The 19016-nt window shown below is 63.9% G+C and carries 19 protein-coding genes; 8 read left to right on the top strand and 11 right to left on the bottom strand.

Annotation, left to right across the window (positions count from 1 at the left end):
- Positions 1 to 5: 5 nt before the first annotated feature.
- Complete coding sequence (locus tag B0T44_RS10270) at positions 6 to 542, bottom strand: VOC family protein (protein ID WP_077117084.1); 537 nt, start codon at positions 540 to 542, stop codon at positions 6 to 8.
- 263 nt (positions 543 to 805) lie between these two features.
- Here B0T44_RS10270 and B0T44_RS10265 point away from each other — a divergent pair, with 263 nt between their 5' ends.
- Positions 806 to 1129, top strand: coding sequence for a YbjQ family protein (locus B0T44_RS10265; RefSeq protein ID WP_217697502.1), 324 nt, complete (start codon positions 806 to 808; stop codon positions 1127 to 1129).
- A gap of 148 nt (positions 1130 to 1277) precedes the next feature.
- Here the strand turns inward: B0T44_RS10265 and B0T44_RS10260 are convergent, their stop codons facing one another.
- Positions 1278 to 1781 carry a hypothetical protein gene (locus tag B0T44_RS10260; RefSeq protein WP_139347821.1) on the bottom strand — a complete coding sequence of 168 codons (504 nt, stop codon included), beginning with the start codon at positions 1779 to 1781 and terminating at the stop codon, positions 1278 to 1280.
- A 506-nt stretch (positions 1782 to 2287) separates the two neighbouring features.
- On the opposite strand from B0T44_RS10260, the gene B0T44_RS10255 reads away from it, so the two are divergent.
- The gene (locus B0T44_RS10255; protein ID WP_217697496.1) at positions 2288 to 2644 is read left to right on the top strand and encodes a hypothetical protein; all 357 of its coding nucleotides are present in this window, start codon (positions 2288 to 2290) and stop codon (positions 2642 to 2644) included.
- A 1319-nt stretch (positions 2645 to 3963) separates the two neighbouring features.
- Here the strand turns inward: B0T44_RS10255 and B0T44_RS10240 are convergent.
- The 7 genes from B0T44_RS10240 to secA all read right to left on the bottom strand — a co-directional run bounded on the left by B0T44_RS10240 (position 3964) and on the right by secA (position 10318).
- On the bottom strand, positions 3964 to 4311 hold the full coding sequence (locus B0T44_RS10240; RefSeq protein ID WP_077117076.1) for a hypothetical protein: 348 nt from the start codon (positions 4309 to 4311) through the stop codon (positions 3964 to 3966).
- A 19-nt stretch (positions 4312 to 4330) separates the two neighbouring features.
- Positions 4331 to 5197 (bottom strand): WXG100 family type VII secretion target, encoded by an 867-nt coding sequence (locus B0T44_RS10235; RefSeq protein ID WP_077117074.1) that lies wholly within the window; start codon positions 5195 to 5197, stop codon positions 4331 to 4333.
- Positions 5198 to 5368: 171 nt separating this feature from the next.
- Positions 5369 to 5692, bottom strand: a complete 324-nt coding sequence (locus B0T44_RS10230; RefSeq protein WP_077117072.1) for a hypothetical protein — start codon at positions 5690 to 5692, stop codon at positions 5369 to 5371.
- Positions 5693 to 5921: 229 nt separating this feature from the next.
- Positions 5922 to 6272 (bottom strand): hypothetical protein, encoded by a 351-nt coding sequence (locus tag B0T44_RS10225; RefSeq protein ID WP_077117070.1) that lies wholly within the window; start codon positions 6270 to 6272, stop codon positions 5922 to 5924.
- Positions 6273 to 6307: 35 nt separating this feature from the next.
- Positions 6308 to 6490: a hypothetical protein gene (locus B0T44_RS10220; RefSeq protein WP_077117068.1), complete on the bottom strand. Its 183-nt coding sequence runs from the start codon at positions 6488 to 6490 to the stop codon at positions 6308 to 6310.
- 73 nt (positions 6491 to 6563) lie between these two features.
- Positions 6564 to 7181, bottom strand: a complete 618-nt coding sequence (locus B0T44_RS10215) for a Uma2 family endonuclease (protein ID WP_077117065.1) — start codon at positions 7179 to 7181, stop codon at positions 6564 to 6566.
- 296 nt (positions 7182 to 7477) lie between these two features.
- Positions 7478 to 10318 (bottom strand): preprotein translocase subunit SecA, encoded by a 2841-nt coding sequence (gene secA / locus B0T44_RS10210; RefSeq protein WP_077117063.1) that lies wholly within the window; start codon positions 10316 to 10318, stop codon positions 7478 to 7480.
- A 276-nt stretch (positions 10319 to 10594) separates the two neighbouring features.
- Between secA and B0T44_RS10205 the strand changes: the two genes are divergently transcribed.
- The 6 genes from B0T44_RS10205 (at position 10595) to bluB (ending at position 17553) form a co-directional block, all read left to right on the top strand.
- A complete protein-coding gene (locus tag B0T44_RS10205; protein WP_077117061.1) occupies positions 10595 to 12007 on the top strand; it encodes a WS/DGAT/MGAT family O-acyltransferase in 1413 nt (470 codons plus the stop codon).
- Positions 12008 to 12017: 10 nt separating this feature from the next.
- A complete protein-coding gene (locus B0T44_RS10200; RefSeq protein WP_077117059.1) occupies positions 12018 to 12623 on the top strand; it encodes a DUF6912 family protein in 606 nt (201 codons plus the stop codon).
- A gap of 96 nt (positions 12624 to 12719) precedes the next feature.
- Positions 12720 to 13874, top strand: a complete 1155-nt coding sequence (locus tag B0T44_RS10195) for a ferredoxin reductase (RefSeq protein ID WP_077117057.1) — start codon at positions 12720 to 12722, stop codon at positions 13872 to 13874.
- Between the two features lie 170 nt (positions 13875 to 14044).
- A complete protein-coding gene (locus B0T44_RS10190) occupies positions 14045 to 15457 on the top strand; it encodes a fatty acid desaturase family protein (RefSeq protein ID WP_077117055.1) in 1413 nt (470 codons plus the stop codon).
- A 100-nt stretch (positions 15458 to 15557) separates the two neighbouring features.
- Positions 15558 to 16811 (top strand): fatty acid desaturase family protein, encoded by a 1254-nt coding sequence (locus B0T44_RS10185; RefSeq protein WP_077117053.1) that lies wholly within the window; start codon positions 15558 to 15560, stop codon positions 16809 to 16811.
- 121 nt (positions 16812 to 16932) lie between these two features.
- Positions 16933 to 17553 carry a 5,6-dimethylbenzimidazole synthase gene (bluB, locus tag B0T44_RS10180; protein WP_077117051.1) on the top strand — a complete coding sequence of 207 codons (621 nt, stop codon included), beginning with the start codon at positions 16933 to 16935 and terminating at the stop codon, positions 17551 to 17553.
- A gap of 182 nt (positions 17554 to 17735) precedes the next feature.
- On the opposite strand, the gene hpf is transcribed toward bluB, so the two are convergent.
- A complete protein-coding gene (hpf, locus tag B0T44_RS10175) occupies positions 17736 to 18416 on the bottom strand; it encodes a ribosome hibernation-promoting factor, HPF/YfiA family (RefSeq protein WP_077117049.1) in 681 nt (226 codons plus the stop codon).
- Between the two features lie 238 nt (positions 18417 to 18654).
- Positions 18655 to 19016: phosphoribosyltransferase family protein (locus B0T44_RS27090; protein WP_303246073.1), on the bottom strand; the 362-nt coding region annotated here is incomplete at its 5' end.

The raw sequence follows: 19016 nt of genomic DNA, 5'->3' as shown, positions 1-19016 counted from the left end.
CCGATTCATCGATTCGGCACGTCCGGAGACACCACGCGGACAGGGTCGGAGCCGTCCCATGTGCGCGCCTGCTCGATACCGTGGGCGACCATCTCCCGCATCCCGTCGCTCTGGATGTACTCGAAAACGACCCCCGGCTCCGCTGCGGACTGCAGGTAGGCGATCTTCGTGCCCGGCCCTTCCGCCGCGAACAGCACGTCGAGTCCACGCTCGCGCGCCTGCGCGACCGACGCATCGAGATCGTCGGTGATCCAGGCGATATGGTGCGGGCCGAGTTTCGGAACACCGGTCTCGTTCGCGTATGGCGACGGCGTAGAGGACGTGATCTGCATGAGCTCGATCTGCAGTTCACCCGTGTAGCCCATCGCCACGTCCATGGTCACGGTGGTATCGCGCCCCGCGTAGCGGCCATCGAGCTTCGCGCCACGAAACACGGTCCACGGACCGATCCCTGTGTGCTCCACCCACTGCTGGATGCCGGCGTCCAGATCGGCAACGACATACCCGACCTGCATGACGGGTTCGGCGGCTGGGTAATGCATCGGGAACTCCTCAGGACTACCGACACGAGATCAGGCAATAAAGTAAACCGAGCCACCGCGGGTGCTGCAGCGCTACCGCCCGGTCAGCGGGAAGTGTCATCGGCGCAGGCAGCATTTCCGCCGACACCGCATGTCCGCGCCGGGCGGGACCGGGGACGTTGCACCGCTTCAGCCGTAACATCTCGCACGTGAACCAGCCCTACCCGCACCAACCTCCGCCGCAGCCCCACCCGCAGCAGCAGCCACCGGGACCACAGTTCCCGATCTTGGTCTCCACTATGAACGATGTTCCGGGACACCAGATCGTGCGAGTGTTCGGCGAGGTAGCCGGCCTGACAGTACGCAGTCGCAGCTTCGGTTCGAACTTCGCCGCCGGTTTCCGGTCGCTCGGCGGTGGCGAAATCCCCGAGTACACCCAATTGCTCTATCAGTCCCGGCACGAGGCGATCATGCGAATGTGCCAGCAAGCCATGTCTCTTGGCGCCAACGCGGTCATCGCGATGCGCTTCGACTGCAACGAGATCGCAGGCACCATGAGCGAGGTGGCTGCTTACGGCACCGCGATCGTGATCCAACCTGCTACATAGCGCTGGTTCGTCTGCCGCTGAATCTGCTAATAGACAGTCACCTGAACCGTTAGCAGAGCACCACCATGCAGGGCAATTCACGCCGCCTGCAAGCCGAGGTCGGTGCGAGAAACGCCTGCCATTGGTCGGCGCGCACAGAGATGACGGACTAGCCGTCGACGACGGTGTGCCCGAGTAGAGCGAGTATGCGGTGGATCGCCGGGCCGTCATCGGTTCGCGCCAGCGCGCGAAGCCTATCCGAATCAGCCCAAGCGCAGGCTGCGCGGAGCGCGTCAGAGGCATCCAGTCCGATCAGTTCCTCGACCCAGTTCGCAATGATGACCGCGGCGTCGACGACGGCTACGTCGTCCGCGATCAGCGGCCCGAGCCAGGACAGACCGCCGTCGATGGCCCCGAATGCCAGATCGATGGCAACCAACGCCCATCGAGCAGCATGATCCTCGGGGGTGTGTTCGAGCCGCTGCTGAGCGTACTTCTGCAATTTGTACACCGTGGTCAAGTGGTTGGTCCCCTGCCAGAACGGATCATCGCGTGGCAGTTCGTCCAGTGAACGCAGCCCGTCCAGTAGTACTTGCACCATCCGCTCCGCGAACACCGGACATCCGGCGTCCTGTCCGCTTTGCCTGAGGTTGCCGACAGCACGTATGGACATCTGTCCAAACATCTCTGCGGTCACAACCTCGGATTCGGCCTCGTCACCGTTACCGATCATGAACACCATCATGCGAGATCTACAGAATGACCCGAAGTCGTCGTGCGCGGATATTCGTCTGCGCCTGTCGGCTCAGATGCGATGTGCGAGCCGGGCACGACGAACACGAGCAGGCAAGAGTCGCTGGCTCAGGGGTTCTCGGGTTACGACAGATAGTGTGGAAACTTCAGTCGCACCGGGAGCCCCTCTACATTGACGGTGCCAGGAATCGGCAGGCTGCCCTGCGCGCACGCGCCCGCCGAGCCCAGCTGACGGGGAGCATCGTGCACGGTGAGCGCACCATAGCGACGCCACGCATGACGAGCAATCGACTCGCCTATTCCGGCCTGACCGAGATGGAACCACTGGCCCACAGCGTCAGCCGAGCAGGTTGTCGGCCAACGGGAACTCCCCAGCGCTGATGTCAAGCGATGGCCGGGCCGGACCAATCGGGATACCGTCGCTTCATGTGTACCTACGCTTTCGTGCACTACAAACTGCACTATGTGTGCGTGGAGTGCCGAGTGTCGTTCAAGCGGCACCCGCCGACGGCCGGTACAGCGCATCATTGCACACGATGCAGTACACCTATGCTGTGTGCGGGGCATGATTTCGCGGCGCCCCCTCACCGTGACACCCGGGCCTGGTCGGTAGTCGCTGCCGTGGTCGGCACCGGACTGCGTTACGAGGGTTTCGAACCGTGCGGCTGCGGCCGAGAACCGAAATACCGGCCGCGGACTCGGGCCGAACTTCGCGCCCGCCGCATGTTCGCCGCACGTAACACTGTTCCGCTCGATGATGCGCTCGCCCGCCCTGATGTGTAGACACACTGCCCAAGCTCACCGCGACGGTCGAACGCGCCACACCGCAGCCGGATACGACCCCGAAGATAAGGGTCAAGACCGAGTAAGCTTCAAAACGCACCCGAGGCTGAGTTCTCAGAGGCGCTCTCGAAAGCCTTCCGTGCACAACCAGCAGTAACCACCCAGACCCATCACGACCGTGAACGACGACAGCGGAACAGCACCCACCAGTGATTCACGGCGTAACAGCCTTTCGACCAACAGAGCGCCGTTCCGCGTGGTTGCGGTAACAATCTTGCCGGGACTCCGAGAGCGACGCGCGCCCCATACGTACCTTCCCATCTGCCATGCCTCGGCTGCGACGACGTGACCCCGAACGTGCTGCCAGCCAATCGCTTTGCGGCTCTCAGAGCAACACCTATCGAGGAAAGAAGGCCTACAGATGGTTCTGTCGGCGGTCTGTGACGTGGTCTGTCAGCGGATCTCGATGTCGGTCCCAGCCGGACGAATGTCGCATCAGGTGAAATCCGACGCCGCGATCTTGCTTGGCTTCCATGACCTATCCCTTGGCAGCCCCGATTGAGCCCAGTGAGTTGGTGCCGGCTCGCGGCAGTGGATCGATGCCGCCTGCCACGGTCGTTGTCCCACTATTCGTAACAGCTCACAGTACGCAAGCGATGGTCAAGAAACTCCGAAGATGGGATTCCGCATGAGAAGGACGACAACCGCCGCCGCACGAATCATCCTTGCCGCCGCCTCGGCTTCGGCCTTCGCCACGGTACTCGGCTCCGGTACGGCCCAAGCCGCGCCGCAGGACTGCGTCACCACGCGGGACCTGGTCAGCGCGACGGCAACATGCCACGACAACGACGCACCCGTTGGGCGGGAGTACGCTCTGATCGTCGAGTGTTTCGGCCTGCACGGCGTGCCTAATGCCTTTCCACTCATGGCCATCGGCCCTTACCAAGGCTCGTGGAGTGGCTCCTTCAGTCCATCCGGTCACAGCACAGCCTCATGCTTGGGTCCCATGAGTATCGGGACCGCTACAAACGCTTACGTAAAGATTTACCGGGACTGATCCATCGCGCAGTGCCGCAGCTCTCATCGCCCCGACCTCATCGGATACCCGATGCGCACCGCCAGGCCGGCCGCCGAACTGCACACCGTGTCATATCAAGCAGCGAACGAAGGCCTCGAGAAGCTGGTCCAGCTCGGGCTGATCCGCCCACGCACCGAAGGACGCAACGACCGGTTCTTCGTCTGCGACGCCGCGCTGCTAGCCCTCCACGCCTATAACCAACGACAGGCCGAGTCGTGGCGAGGGACGTTGACGAAGCCGTTCATTCCACTACATCGGGTTCGGGCTCCGACCTGATTTTCGCACTGAAATCCGCTCCATAGCGGGCAGCATTTGCTTCCATGACAGGAAAGAGCAGAGACGAGTTCGCCGACTGTCCGGAGAACAGCGAATCCCACGTTTCTGCGCCGCTGACAACTAAGCCGGCTGCCTGTTCCATTTCCGGGCCCAACTCACCGGACTCGGCTAACTCCTGCAACTGCCGAGCTTCTTCTGCGGTCGTCACATTCCCCTGGGCGAGCCGTTCTACCTCCTGCTTCAAGTCGCTCAGCGCTGATGTGAGCTCTTCCAGGACGGAACCGAACTCGTCACCTCGGTCCGCTATTGCCATAACTGTACTCCTGACTCCTTCATCGGACCTGCGGCGGCTTCGGCAGCGACTCCCTACTGAACTCGCCGATCGCCGATACGAACAGGTTCTTGATTGTGCGCAACAATGTGAGAAACAGGTTCAGCACGGTCACCACAGCTTTGTAGAGCTTGAAAGCCTCCCACCCTTTTGCAGCCAGATAGGCCTGCCCGTAGAGCGGGATGGACGCCTTCGTGAACGCTGCGGTGAGCAGACTCACTATCAATACGAAAGTGTCGGTCGCATTCTGCGCCAGATTCACCGCCTGCCCGGCAGCATCATCGAGGTATTGCGCGGTTTTCTTCATAATCGACTCGATACGATCGAACTTCGTGTTCCACGATTGAAAGTGCCCAGCCGCGGCCGTCGACGCTTCGCCTGTCCATGTTTTCGATATCGCGGTCTGTCCGGCCGCGAGGTTGCCTTGCACATCGTCCACGAACTCGGCCAGCTTTCGCCAGGCGTCGGCCTGGCCGGTGGTCTTGGGAATATCGCCCGCCAGCAACGCGGCGACCTTCGTCCGGGGGTCCGATGCACCCAACATAACCAACAGGTCACATACCTTGTCCCATGCGATACCGAATGACACCTTCGGCATCTCCTTGTCACCCCTGTTAGGATCCTTTAGATGTTCGGTAGGGGAAGATATGTCACCGAAACCGTCGGCGGCGCCGTCGTCGACAACGTCGACTGGCACGTTACTGTCCGGACCGGCGAGCGACCCGGCGATCTTCCGGTCGACGTCAACGTAGTCGTTGGCCGTTATCTCTAATGCCAGCTTGGCCTTATCCATATTCTCGCTACTCGCCAGCAGCACATCATGCAGAGCCGGAAGCAGAGTCTCGTAGTCGCTCTTGATCAGATTCATAATACGACCAAAATCTGGATCGTTTACATTCCGAATAGCATAATTATGACCTTCGAAAAGATGAGTTCCGGATCGTCCGACCTGAGCGGCCCAACCACGAAGGTCGCTGATCTCAACTGCGGTCACCGGTGCCATTACGTCCCCTAGTAGGTATTATTTTGTGTAAGAGTTTCAAATTTTCCCGGAAAGTCTCCCGTGCACAACCAGCAGTATCACGTTGAACAAACATATGCCGACGGAACCCAACCACTGCAGCCGCCATTCCCTACGCATAACAACGAACGATGCTGCGATTCCTAGCCCACCCGCCGCGCAATAGCCCGCTTTCCACGCAGCACCATCCGAGGTCAGACCCATCACGACCGTGAACGACGACAGCAGAACAGCACCCACCAGAAGTTCACGGCGCAACAGCCCTTCGGCCAGCAGAGCGCCGATCCGCGTGATGACGACAGCAATCTTGCCCAGACTTCGAGAGCGACGCGTGCCCCCCATGCATACCTCTTCCCACCTGCCACGTCACAGCGTCGGCGGCGTGGCTCCTGCTTCGCCGCCAGTCAAACATCTTCCGCTCTTTGGAGCAACATTTACGAGGGGACCCGCCTATGGGGCTTCCGTCGCAGAAGCTGATTCACACCGCTGCCCTGTCGAGACAGCGCCGGGCCCCGCTTCGTACACAGACTGAATGTCCTACGTGCGGCGTCGGATGAGGGCCTGGCTTTGCTCACAGGTTTTTCAGTAGTTCTGCCACGCACTGGGACAGTTCGTCGTCGGGGCCTTTGATCAGGCACAGGTCGTCGTACAGCGGTTCGAGGAAGGCCCTCGCTGCCGCTTTGTCTGTGTTGGAAAGTAGTTCGCCGATTTCGAGGCGCAATTCGAGAACGTGGTCGGAGCCGTCGCCGGTGGCGGCGATTACTTCGTCCAGGAGGATGTGTAGGGCGGCGAAACCTTCGGCGATGTGGCCGATGACGAGGCGGCTGGGGGCGGCGTTGGCTCGGCAGTCCCAGGCAGAGGTGCTGTAGCGGTCTTCGACGCGGAGGTAGGCGTCGACGAGGGCAGCGTATTCCTTTTCCACGCGGCGGTGTTCGCCGCCGAGGGACCAGGCGGCAGCTACTTAGCTGCGTAAGTGTCGGCGGCGTTGGGGATGATGGCGGCGAGGGCGTAGCGCTCTTCGTGAATGAGGCAGCCCAGCGAATACAGGTCGCTGGCGGGGGGGTGACGCGGTAGCCCACCTTCGCCCAACGCTGGCCCGAAGTGCTCGACATCATCGCCGGACTGCCGGTGGTCGCGCACAACGCCTCATTCGACATCACCGCCGTCTCACAGGCATGCGCACACAGCCGGACAACCTCGAAGCCTGATCAGGCTAGCCGGCGAAGTCGCGGCGGCCGAGTTCGTACAGCACCGTCGGCGACACACTGATCTCGAAAGGCCTTTCTACGACCAGCACTTCGTCACCGGTCACCATGCTGCTGCGGACGTAGCGGCCGTGCTCGAGGTCGAGTGCCTCGATCCGCGGAATGGGCCGGAAATCGACGATCCAGTAGTGCGGGATACCGGCGAGCGCGTACTCATCCCGTTTGATCTTGCGGTCGTGCGCCTCGCTCCCGCTCCTGGGGGAGACGACCTCCGCCACCAATAGCAGGTTGGCCGGGTCGATGTAGGTTTCGTCGTCCGCGACTCCGATCTCCTCCGCTTTCGCGTCGAGAACGAAGACATCCGGTATGCGGATCCCAGTGGGGAACGTGAACTCGTAGTCGCCCCCGTCGACCAATACGTCGGCTTCCGCGCGCCTGGCCGCTTCGATGAACAGGTGACGGAGGCCTCGGCTCATTCGGTTATGACGCAGCGACGGCGACATCTTCTCGATCAGCCATCCGTTCCACAGTTCGAAACCCTTCCCCTCGTCAGGGCTGTTGTGAAGGTCCTCCGCGGTGTAGGGCCCCAGCCCGAAGGAGGAACTGACGTCGAGTGCGGCACTCACAGCTCCACCTCTCCAACCGACGGTGTTCACCTGCAGAAATGCTACCGATCTTATCCCAGAGCCAGGTGCGGTGACTCGTCGAACTCGAGCCAGCACCTCAGCGTCCACTGCCGTCAACAGCGGGCGTCGGAAACAGCACAAACCCAATAACACATCGACGCAATCATCACGTCAACGGTCTAGGCGTTCTCGGTGCGTGCGGCTTCTGCAAAACCTCCGCGTATATCTTCGTGAGATTGACGGTGGACCGACGAAGGCGCCCACGAGTTCTCGTGGGCGCCTTCGTCGGTCGACGCTCAGTGCTTGCGGCGGCTCTTCGGGGCGCGCTTCGGCTTGGTCTGGGCGCGGGCGGCCTCGCGGCGTTCCCGGCGGGTGCCCTGGGCACCGTCCGCGCCGTACTCCTCGGTGTCGCTGTGGACCGCGGTGCGGCCGCCCTCGTCGGGGCCCGAGTAGCTGAGGCCGCGGGGGCCGGACTGGTCGATACCGCGGGCGCGTAGCGCGGCGGGGGCGGCGCCGTTGCCGACCGGGTGCTGGTCGGGGTAGGCGGGTTGGGAGCCGGCGAGCGCGCCCACCGGGGAACGGAGGCCGGGGTCGACGGAGACGCCTTCTGGCTGCGGCTGCTGTACCTCGACCTGCAGGTTGAACAGGAAGCCGACGGACTCCTCCTTCAGGCCCTCCAGCATCGCCATGAACATGTCGAAACCCTCGCGCTGGTATTCGACCAGCGGGTCGCGCTGCGCCATGGCGCGCAGGCCGATGCCCTCCTTGAGGTAGTCCATCTCGTAGAGGTGTTCCCGCCATTTGCGGTCCAGCACCGACAGCAGCACCTGACGTTCCAGGTTGCGCATACTGCCCTCGCCTGCCAGGCCGTCGATTTCCTGTTCGCGTTTGGCGTAGGCGTCGTGGGCGTCGTCGAGCAGGGCTTCGAGCAGTTCCTCGCGAGTGAGCTCGCCTGCCTCGCCGATCTCGGTCTCACCGGTGAGGTCGCGGTGGTCGATGCTCACCGGGTACAGGGTTTTCAGCGCGCCCCACAGCTTCTCCAGGTCCCAGTCCTCGACGTAGCCTTCGGCGGTGGCGCCGGTGACGTACGCGGTGATCACGTCGGTGATCATGTTCTGGACCTGGCCTTCCATGTCCTCACCGCGCAGGATCCGGTTGCGCTCGTTGTAGATGACGGTGCGCTGCTGGTTCATCACCTCGTCGTATTTGAGCACGTTCTTGCGGATCTCGAAGTTCTGCTGCTCGACCTGCGTTTGCGCGCTCTTGATGGCCTTGGACACCATCTTCGCCTCGATCGGCACATCGTCGGGCAGGCTCAGCCGGGTCATGATGGCTTCCAGCGCGGCGCCGTTGAACCGGCGCATCAGCTCGTCGCCCAGCGACAGATAGAACCGGGACTCACCCGGGTCGCCCTGACGGCCGGAACGACCGCGCAACTGGTTGTCGATACGACGCGACTCGTGCCGTTCGGTGCCGAGCACATACAGTCCGCCCGCTTCACGCACCGCCTCGGCGTCCTCGGCGACCTGCGCCTTCACCTGATCGAGCATCGGCAACCAGGCCCTCTGGTACTCGTCCGGCGTCTCCACCGGGTCCAGGCCCTGTTTGCGCAGGTTGATATCGGCGATGATGTCGGGGTTACCGCCGAGCACGACGTCGGTGCCGCGACCGGCCATATTCGTTGCGACGGTCACCGCGCCGGGAAGACCGGCTTGGGCGATGATCTCGGCTTCCTTCTCGTGGTACTTCGCGTTCAACACGCTGTGCGCGATACCGCGTCGAGTGAACTGTTTGGACAGATACTCCGAGCGTTCCACGCTGGTGGTGCCGATCAGCACCGGCTGACCCTGCTGATGCCGCTCCACCACATCGTCGACCACGGCCGCGAACTTGGCTTCCTCGGTTTTGTAGATCAGGTCGGCGGCGTCGACGCGGATCATCGGCTTGTTCGTCGGAATCGGGATGACGCCCAGGTTGTAGATCTGGTGCAGCTCGGCGGCCTCGGTCTCGGCGGTGCCGGTCATACCGGACAGCTTGTCGTAGAGGCGGAAGTAGTTCTGCAGGGTGATGGTGGCCAGGGTCTGGTTCTCCGGCTGGATCTGCACCCCCTCTTTGGCCTCGATCGCCTGATGCATGCCCTCGTTGTAGCGGCGCCCGACCAGGATGCGGCCGGTGAACTCGTCGACGATGATCACTTCGCCGTCGCGGACGATGTAATCCTTGTCGCGGGTGTAGAGCTCCTTGGCCTTGATGGCGTTGTTCAGGTAGCTGACCAGCGGCGAGTTCGCGGCCTCGTACAGGTTGTCGATACCGAGCTGGTCTTCGACGAACTCCACGCCCGCCTCGTGCACGCCGATGGTGCGCTTTTTGATGTCGACCTCATAGTGCAGGTCCTTTTTCAGCAGCGGCGCGATCCGCGCGAACTCGCCGTACCACTTACTGGAGGCGTCGGCGGGACCGGAGATGATCAACGGGGTGCGGGCCTCGTCGATGAGGATGGAGTCGACCTCGTCGACCACGGCGAAGTTGTGCCCGCGCTGGACCAGGTCGTCCAGCGAATGGGTCATATTGTCGCGCAGGTAGTCGAAACCGAACTCGTTGTTGGTGCCGTAGGTGATGTCGGCGTTGTAGGCGGCCCGCCGCTGCACCGGAGTCATACCGGACAGGATCGACCCCACCTCCAGCCCGAGGAAGCGGTGCACACGGCCCATCCACTCGGAGTCGCGTTTGGCCAGGTAGTCGTTGGTGGTGACGATATGAACACCGTCGCCGCTGATCGCGTTCAGGTAGGCGGGGAGCACCGAGGTCAGGGTCTTGCCCTCACCGGTCTTCATCTCGGCGATATTGCCCAGATGCAGCGCGGCGCCGCCCATGATCTGCACCTTGTAATGCTTCTGGTTCAGCACCCGCCACGATGCCTCACGGGCCACCGCGAACGCCTCGAGCAGCAGGTCGTCGAGGGCTTCGCCGTCGGCGTAGCGTTCTCTGAATTCGCCGGTTTTGGCCTGCAGCTCGGCATCGGTGAGGTCTTCGTACTCCGACTCGAGCGCGATAACCTCGTCGGCAAGGTGGGAGAGCCGCTTGACCATGCGACCCTCACCAATCCGTAGCAACCTCGTCAGTGTCAGCGCAGGCACGAGTCTCGTCAGTCCTCTGGTCGATGGTTGTCGGTCGCCCGGGACCCACCCGGGGGACGGCTCACGCAGCGCGGAAGCCGCAGCTCGCTGCGTACGAAAGCCGCAGCTGGCTCTATGGTAATGCGGCCCCCATGGTAGGCGTCGGCGAGCGGCAGGCCACCAATCTTTCCCAACAGCGTGGCAACTCACACCGGAATTAATCACAGAAACGGGCAGCAGCAGTTGTCACGGGGTCACAATGGCTGAATACCGGCATCGAAGGGAGCACCGCACAGCGTGATCACGAGGCTGACACCGCAGGACGCGTCCTTCTACCGGCTCGAATCGACCAGCAACCCGATCCATATCGGGTCGCTGGCGATCCTGGCCGGGGATTCCGGTGCGGAAACCGGCCCTGTCCTCGACTACGCCACCCTGCTGGACCTGGTGGAGGCCAGGCTGCCGCTGGTGCCGCGCTACCGGCGCAAGGTGCGCGAGATACCGCTGTCGCTGGGTAGGCCCGTCTGGGTGGAGGACAGCCGGTTCGACATCACCTATCACGTCCGGCGCTCGGCGCTGCCCGCGCCGGGCAGCGACGCGCAGCTGCACGAATTGATTTCCCGGCTGGCGTCGCGGCAACTGGATCAGAGCAGGCCGCTGTGGGAGATGTACCTGATCGAGGGTCTGGCGGGCGGGCGGTGCGCGCTGTTCACCAAATCCCATTCCGCGCTGGTCGACGGCGAAACCGCGTTGGAGATCGGGCACGTGATCCTGGACACCGGCCCCGCGCCGCGCGTACTCGCCGACGATGCCTGGCATCCGCAGCACGAGCCGAGCGACACCGATCTGCTGCTGGGCGCGCTCGGTCATCTGGCCGCGCAGCCGAGTGAGGCCGTCGAGGTGCTGCGCGGTGTGGGAGCGAACGTTTTCGGTGTGGTCGGCGCGACAGAGAAGGCGGTCGAGTCGATGGCGAAGGCGGTGCGCTCGGCCACGGGCGGTACTCCGTCAAGCCCGCTCAACGCCCCCACCTGCAAACATCGCCGGTTCGATGTGGCGGTGACCGAGCTGGAGGACTACCGCAAGATCCACAAGGAGCACGGCTGCACCATCAACGACGTCATCCTCGCGGTGCTGACCGGCGCGCTACGTAACTGGCTGCTGTCGCGGGGGAAGGCGCTGACCGAGCCGAGTGTGCTGCGCGCGGTGGTGCCGATGTCGGTGTATGCCGAAGGCGCCGAAGACCAGTTGCGCGCGCCGAGCACGGTGTCGTCGTTCCTGGTCGACCTGCCCGTCGGGGAACCCAACCCGGTGATGCGGCTGTCGCATATCGCGCATGCCTGTGACGCCGACGGCAAATCCAGGCGCGGGGTGCGTGCCCGCACCCTGGTGCATATGGCCGGGTTCGCCCCGGCGAGCCTGCATGCGATGAGTGTGCGGGCGGCGAGTACGTTCGCAGAGAACACGTTCAATTTGGTGATCACCAACGCGCCGGGTCCGCAGACGCCGATGTATATCGGCGGCGCGCGGATGCTGGAGATGTATCCGGTGTCGCCGCTGCTGCGTAATCAGGCGTCGAGTATCGGGATCACGTCCTATGACGGGCGGGTCTTCTACGGTCTCAACGCCGATCGCGATGCGATGGCCGATATCGGGGTGCTGGCCGCGTCGGTGCCCGAGTCCATGGAGGAGATGCTCGGTGCCTGCCTCTGAGCGCAAGACCATGCGGGTGTATGTGCCCGCGACCATTCCGATGCTGCGCGATCTGGTGGCCGACCGGGAACTGCGTGCCTTCGGCGGCACCGCTTTCGCGCTGACCCCCGCGCTGCGCGAGGCGTATGCATCCGGTGACGACGAGGAACTGTCGGAGGTCGCGATGGGTGAGGCGGCGCGGGCCGCGCTGCGGTTGATCGCGGCCGAACGCGACGCGCTCACCAGCGACGACACCGCCGATGCGGCAGCTGAGAAGTCCGAGGAGCCCAGCGACGACAGCACGGTCGCCGACGCCGAGCCCGCACGCCCGGCCCCCCGCTCGAGCGGTCCGGTGTATCGCCGGGCGGTGGTGGCCGCCGACGTCACCGGTGTCACGCTGCGGCCCGACCTCGACGACGCTGTGGTCCGCCTGTCCGGGCCGATCTCCTACGACCGCATCGCTTCGGTGCACGTCGACCTCGCCGAGGCCGAACCCGCGGTCGCCAAAGCCGTGGACGTGATCGACGCCGCCGACCTCGGCGACCCCGACGCCGAGTTCGTCCTCGGCGACGCCGAAGACCACCAGTTGGCCTGGTATGCGGCTCAGGAGCTGCCGTTCCTGCTCGATCTGCTCTGAGCGTCCCGACTGCGCCACCCACACCAACCTACGATGCCGTAACCTAGTCGCCAACAGCGCGTCGACGGCGCGGGAACAGGGAGACGAACGGCGGCAATGGGCAGAAAACTCGGCGATATCACGTTGCGTGGCGTCCGCGAATGGCTGGAGGCACCGGCGGCGGAGGTGGCCGAGCGCGGCGGCAAACTCAATATGCTGCGCGGCGCGGTCGCACGGGTCACCACACCGCTGCTGCCCGACGACTATCTGCATTTGGCGAATCCGCTGTGGTCGGCGCGGGAACTGCGCGGCCGGGTGGTCGACGTGCGCAAAGAAACCGCCGACTCGGCGACGCTGGTGATCAAACCAGGTTGGGGTTTCGACTTCACCTACCAGCCGGGCCAGTACATCGGCATCGGCATCCTGGTGGACGGCCGCTGGCATTGGCGGTCGTATTCACTGACCTGCCCGCCCGACTGGAGCGATGAACGTTACGGCAAACGGGTCATCTCCATCGCGGTCAAAGCCATGCCGGAAGGGTTCCTGTCCAGCCACTTGGTGAGCGGGGTTCCGGTGGGTTCCATCGTGCGGCTGGCCGCGCCGCAGGGCGGGTTCGTGCTGCCCGCACCGCCGCCACCGAAGGTGCTTTTCCTCACCGCGGGCAGCGGTATCACCCCGGTGATGTCGATGCTGCGGACCATGGATCGGCGCGATAGTTTCACCGATGCGGTGCATATTCATTCCGCCCGCACCGCCGATGACACCATGTTCGGCGCGGAACTGCGCGCACTGGATGAGCGCAGGACCGGTTTCACCTCCTATCTGCACCTGACCGGCAAACACGGCAAGTTCCGGCTCGCCGACCTCGACGAGCGCTGCCCGGATTGGCAGGAACGCGAGACGTGGGCGTGCGGGCCGCTGCCGATGCTGGACGAAATCGAAAAACACTGGCAGCAGGCGGGTATCGGGGACCGGCTGCATATGGAGCGGTTCGAGGTGGAACGGTCGGCGGTCGGCGAAGGCGGCACCGTCACCTTCAGCCGCACGGGTCGCAGCACGCAGGCCGACGGCGCGACCAGCCTGCTGGAGGCCGGTGAAGCGGCGGGCGTGCAGATGCCTTTCGGTTGCCGGATGGGGATCTGCCAGACCTGCGTGGTCACCATCTCCGCCGGTCACACCAGGGATCTCCGCAACGGCGCCGAACGCCGCGAAGGCGAAAAGGTGCAGACCTGCGTCTCCGCGGCCGCCGGAGACTGCACGCTGGACGTGTGAGGCTGCGGCCGACCACATAGGACACCCGCGACCGGGTACCCTCGGGACCAGATGCCGTTCGGCGGGGAATCGGACGGTATGCCGTATCAAGTCACCCAGACTGGATCGGCCACATATGCCCGCTGTCGGGTTTCATTCGAACCTCGGGTTCGAGCACAGAAGGGACGCCGGTGGCAATCACCGACATCAGAGCATTCGCTCACCTCACCGCCGCAGATGTGGAGGCGCTGGGACAGGAGCTCGACGCGATCCGCCGTTCGGTGGAGGCATCACGGGGTGAACGCGACGCGAAATACATCCGCCGCACGATCGCCGCGCAGCGCGGCCTGGAACTGGCCGGGCGCGCGGTGCTGTTCGGCAGCCGTAACCGCTGGGCGTGGCTCACCGGCACCGCGCTGCTCTCGGTCGCCAAGATCATCGAAAACATGGAGCTCGGGCACAACATCAGCCACGGCCAGTGGGACTGGATGAACGACCCGGAAATCCACTCCAGCACCTGGGAGTGGGATATGACCGGCCCGTCGGCGCAGTGGCGGCGAGCGCACAACTACTCCCATCACACTTACACCAATGTGCTCGGCAAGGACGAGGACCTCGGTTTCGGCATTCTGCGGATGACCCGCGATGAGCCGTGGCGTCCACTGCATCTGGTGCAGCCGATCGCCAATCTGATCCTGGCTGCTGGCTTCGAATGGGGTATCGCACTCCACGACTGGGGCATCGAAAAGCAGTTGGCCGAGGTCCCTCGCTGGCAGCTGAAATCCGAACCGAATATGGCATTCGGGCGCAAGATCGCCCGTCAAGTGGCCAAGGATTTCCTGATCTATCCCGCGCTGACCGGCCCCGCGTTCGTTTCCACTCTCAAAGCCAACGCCACCGCGAATCTGGTGCGGAACCTCTGGGCGTACGCGGTGATCTTCTGCGGGCATTTCCCCGACGGGGCGGAGAAGTTCACCATCGAACAGCTCGACGACGAAACCCCGGGCGAATGGTATCTGCGCCAAATGCTGGGCAGCGCCAATTTCCAGGCCGGGCCGGCGATGGCATTCATGAGCGGCAACCTCTGCTATCAGATCGAGCATCATCTGTTCCCCGATCTGCCGAGCAACCGCTATCCGGAGGTCGCGGCGCGGGTGCGGGACCTGTGCGATAAATACGATCTGCCCTACACCACCGGTTCGCTGGGCAAACAGTATCTGCTCGCCTTCCGCACCATCCACAAGCTCGCGCTTCCGGACCGGTTCCTGCGCCGCACTCCCGACGATGCCCCCGAGACCTCGTCGGAACGCAAATTCGCCGGGATCACGTTGGGCACCTCGGCGAGCCTTCCTGGCGCGGAGAACCTGCCGTGGGGTATCGACCCGCTGACCGGTACACGGCGTGGGCTGCGTTCGGCGCTGCGGGAGGCGAAGCTCGCCCTGCAGGAGAAGGCCCGGCAGGAGAAGGAAATGCTGCGCGAGGCCGAACGAACGCTGCGCCACAAAGCAAGGCACGAAAAGGAAGTGCTGCGCGAAGCCAAGGCGGCGCTGCGGGCGAAAGCAGGGAGCGAGCGGCGGCGGATATGGCCGACGCGGCGGCGCTGACTATCATCCGCACGCCAGCCGCGCAATAGTAGATTCACCACATTATCCAGGCCCCCGGCCACCTACCTACGGTTCCGTAACCTACGGTACTGTAACCGCCATGGCGATCTCGGATGTCAAGGAATACGCACACCTCACCGAAGCCGATGTCGAGGCGCTCGGTGCGGAGTTCGACGCGATCCGGCGCGACATCGAATCCACACGTGGAGAGAAGGACGCCCGCTATATCCGCAATGTGATCCGGCTGCAGCGTGCACTGGAAATCAGCGGCCGCGGCGTGCTTTTCGCCAGCTTCCTGCCGCCGGCCTGGTTGGCCGGCGTCGCCCTGCTCAGCACCGCCAAGATCATCGAGAACATGGAGATCGGGCACAATGTGATGCACGGGCAGTGGGACTGGATGAACGATCCGGAAATCCACTCCAGCTCCTGGGAATGGGACAATACCGGCCCGTCCGCGCACTGGAAGATCACGCACAACTACCTGCACCACAAATACACCAATGTGCTCGGCATGGACGACGATATCGGGTACGGGCTGCTGCGGGTGACCCGTGACCAGCGGTGGAAGCCGTTCAATATCGGCAACCCGATCTACAACCTGGTGCTACAGCTGCTGTTCGAATACGGTGTCGCCATCCAGCATCTGGAACTGGGCAAACTCGCCGCGGGCAGGTACAAGCCCGGCACCCCAGAACGCGCCGAATTCGAGCGCAAACGCGACGAGGTGCTGGCGAAGATCGGTAAGCAGACACTGAAGGACTATGTAGTCTTCCCGCTGTTGACCGGTCCCGCGTTCCTGTCCACGCTCACCGCGAATATCGCCGCGAATATGATCCGCAATGTCTGGACCAACGCGGTGATCTTCTGCGGCCACTTCCCCGACGGCGCGGAGAAGTTCACCAAGGCCGATATCGACAACGAAACCCATGCCGAGTGGTATCTGCGGCAGATGCTGGGCAGCGCCAATATCACCGGCGGCAAGGTCATGCACTTCATGACCGGCAACCTGAGCCACCAGATCGAACACCACCTGTTCCCCGATCTGCCCAGCAACCGCTACGCCGATATCGCGGTCCGGGTGCGGGCCCTGTGCGATAAATACGATCTGCCCTACACCACCGGTTCGCTGCCGGTGCAGTACTTCAAATCGTGGCGGACCATCCTGAAGCTGTCGCTGCCGAACAAATACCTGCGCCACACCACCGACGACGCACCCGAAACCGCGTCGGAACGCAGATTCCACGGGAAGACGACGGCAAGCATCGACCCCGTTACCGGGCGGCGGCGCGGTTTGCGTACCGCACTCGCGGAAGGGCGGCGGCGTTTCGTCCGGCGCGCACTGCCCATCGGCTGATATGTAGCCCGTCGGCTGATACATATGCCTTCGCTGGCACTCCCTGCTGAGTTCCGGCGAACACCCGGGCGTGCTGCGTTCCGTCGGCCCGTCGTGATTGACTGATCTCGTGTGCGCGGATATGAGTGTCTACGAGGCGATTCGGACGCGCCGGGATGTGCGCGCGGAGTTCACAGGCACCCCGATCGACGACGCCACCCTGTGGCGGATTCTGGAAGCCGCGCATCGAGCGCCCAGTGTCGGCAATTCGCAGCCATGGGATTTCGTGGTGGTGCAAGAAACCGCAACGCTATCCGCCTTCGCCGCACATGTCGCCCAGAAACGGCTCGAGTTCGCGCGATCGCTGCCGCCGGAGCGCGCGACGACGTTCGCACCGATCAAGATCGAAGGCATCACCGAAAGCGGCACCGGCGTCGTCGTCACCCACGACGATGCCCGCGGCGGACCGCATATCCTCGGCCGCGCCACCGTTGCGGAAACCGGGCTGTACTCGACGGTCCTCGCCATCCAGAACCTGTGGCTGGCCGCGACCGCCGAAGGTATCGGTGTGGGCTGGGTGTCGTTCTACGATCCGCTACACCTGGCCACACTGGTCGGCCTGCCCGCCGATATCCGGCCGGTCGCCTGGCTGTGCGTGGGACCGGTGCACGAGTTCCAGCAGGTGCCCGACCTGGAACGGTTCGGCTGGCGAGCCCGCCGCCCCCTGGCCGACGCCGTCCATCAGGAGACCTACCGCCGCTGACACCACGAAACCGGCCGGCACCCGAACACGGGCACCGGCCGGAAGTGAGCTATCGACAGCTAGTCGCACCTAACGCCGCAGCGAAACTACCCTCCGCCGCGCCGACCAAAAAGTACACATCAAAGCGCATGGCCGGAGCGAAGGCGGAGGTACGCCCGGAGCGAAGGCGGAGGTACGCACGCCTAGGCGAGCCGGATCAAGCCGTAGTCGAAAGCGTGCCGCCGGTACACCACCGACGGGCGATCGGTTTCCTTGTCATGGAACAGGAAGAAATCGTGGCCGACGAGCTCCATCTGATAGAGGGCATCGTCAACCGACATCGGTGTCGCCGGGTGCACCTTGGTGCGCACGATATGGCCTGGCCCGGCCGCGTAATCGACCTCCTCCGACACGGTACTACCGGTCCTACCGCCATACCGGCGCTCGTCCGCTCGCTCCAACAGCGAATCGTCCACCAGTTCCGCGGTGGCCTCCGCGACCGATACCGGCGTCTTGTCGCCGTAATGCACGCGGCGGCGATCCTTGGTCCGGCGCAGCCTGCTCTCCAGTTTGGCGGTCACCGATTCGAACGCTGCGTAGAAGCTGTCCGCGCACGCCTCAGCACGCACCACCGGGCCTTTGCCGCGCGCGGTGATCTCGACGCGCTGGCAGTTCTTACGCTGACGACGGTTGCGCTCATGGAACAGCTCGACGTCGAACAGGAAGATCGACGGGTCGAAGCGCTCCAGCCGAGATAGCTTCTCCGCTACATAAATTCGGAAGTGGTCGGGAACCTCGACATTGCGGCCCTTCACCACGATATCCGCGCGGGTCTGAACCGGCCGGTCCACCGCGGGTGGCTCTGGCTGCCGGGTGCTCGGCATCGAAGGGGCTTTGTCTTGCACTGAAGGTCGTGAAGAAGTCGTCACGCGTACCTCCCGGATCTGGCCGCACGACTGAAGAACGCGTGCGGCGGGATTGAACAATGCCGGCGAAGAACGACAGGTAGTCGGCCGGCACCAAACGTCCGAGGCCCACCTCCAAACTCCCAGTTCGGGTGTGTGACCGCGACGGTAGTACGCCGACCGGAGGTTCGCCACTGTTCACGCAAATTTCCCCAAGTCAAGCAGCGCAGGTAACCAGCACGGCACCGGCATATACTCCGGCCCGGGCCAGCGTGCGGACCGCCTCGGCGGCCGTCGCCCCCGTCGTCAGCACATCGTCTACCACAACTACCTGCGCGTTTTCCCTGATTGCGGTGGCCGGGTCGATGGTGAAGCTGCCGCGGAGGTTGTTCTGGCGCTCACTCGGTGACAATCCCACCGAGTCGCGTACCCCCCACCACACCCGCAACGCGGGCACGACCCGGCAATCGTCCAGCCACCGCTGCGCCGCCTGCGCCGTGCGCAGCACCGTGTATCCGGCGAGCGCGACCAGCAGCGTCCACATGGTGAACCAGCTGATCGATAGCTGCCGCATCGGCT

It is taken from the genome of Nocardia donostiensis (assembly GCF_002081715.1).
GTDB lineage: Bacteria > Actinomycetota > Actinomycetes > Mycobacteriales > Mycobacteriaceae > Nocardia > Nocardia donostiensis.
Note: the sequence above shows the minus strand (reverse complement) of the source record. Positions and strands in the feature narration are given on the sequence as shown.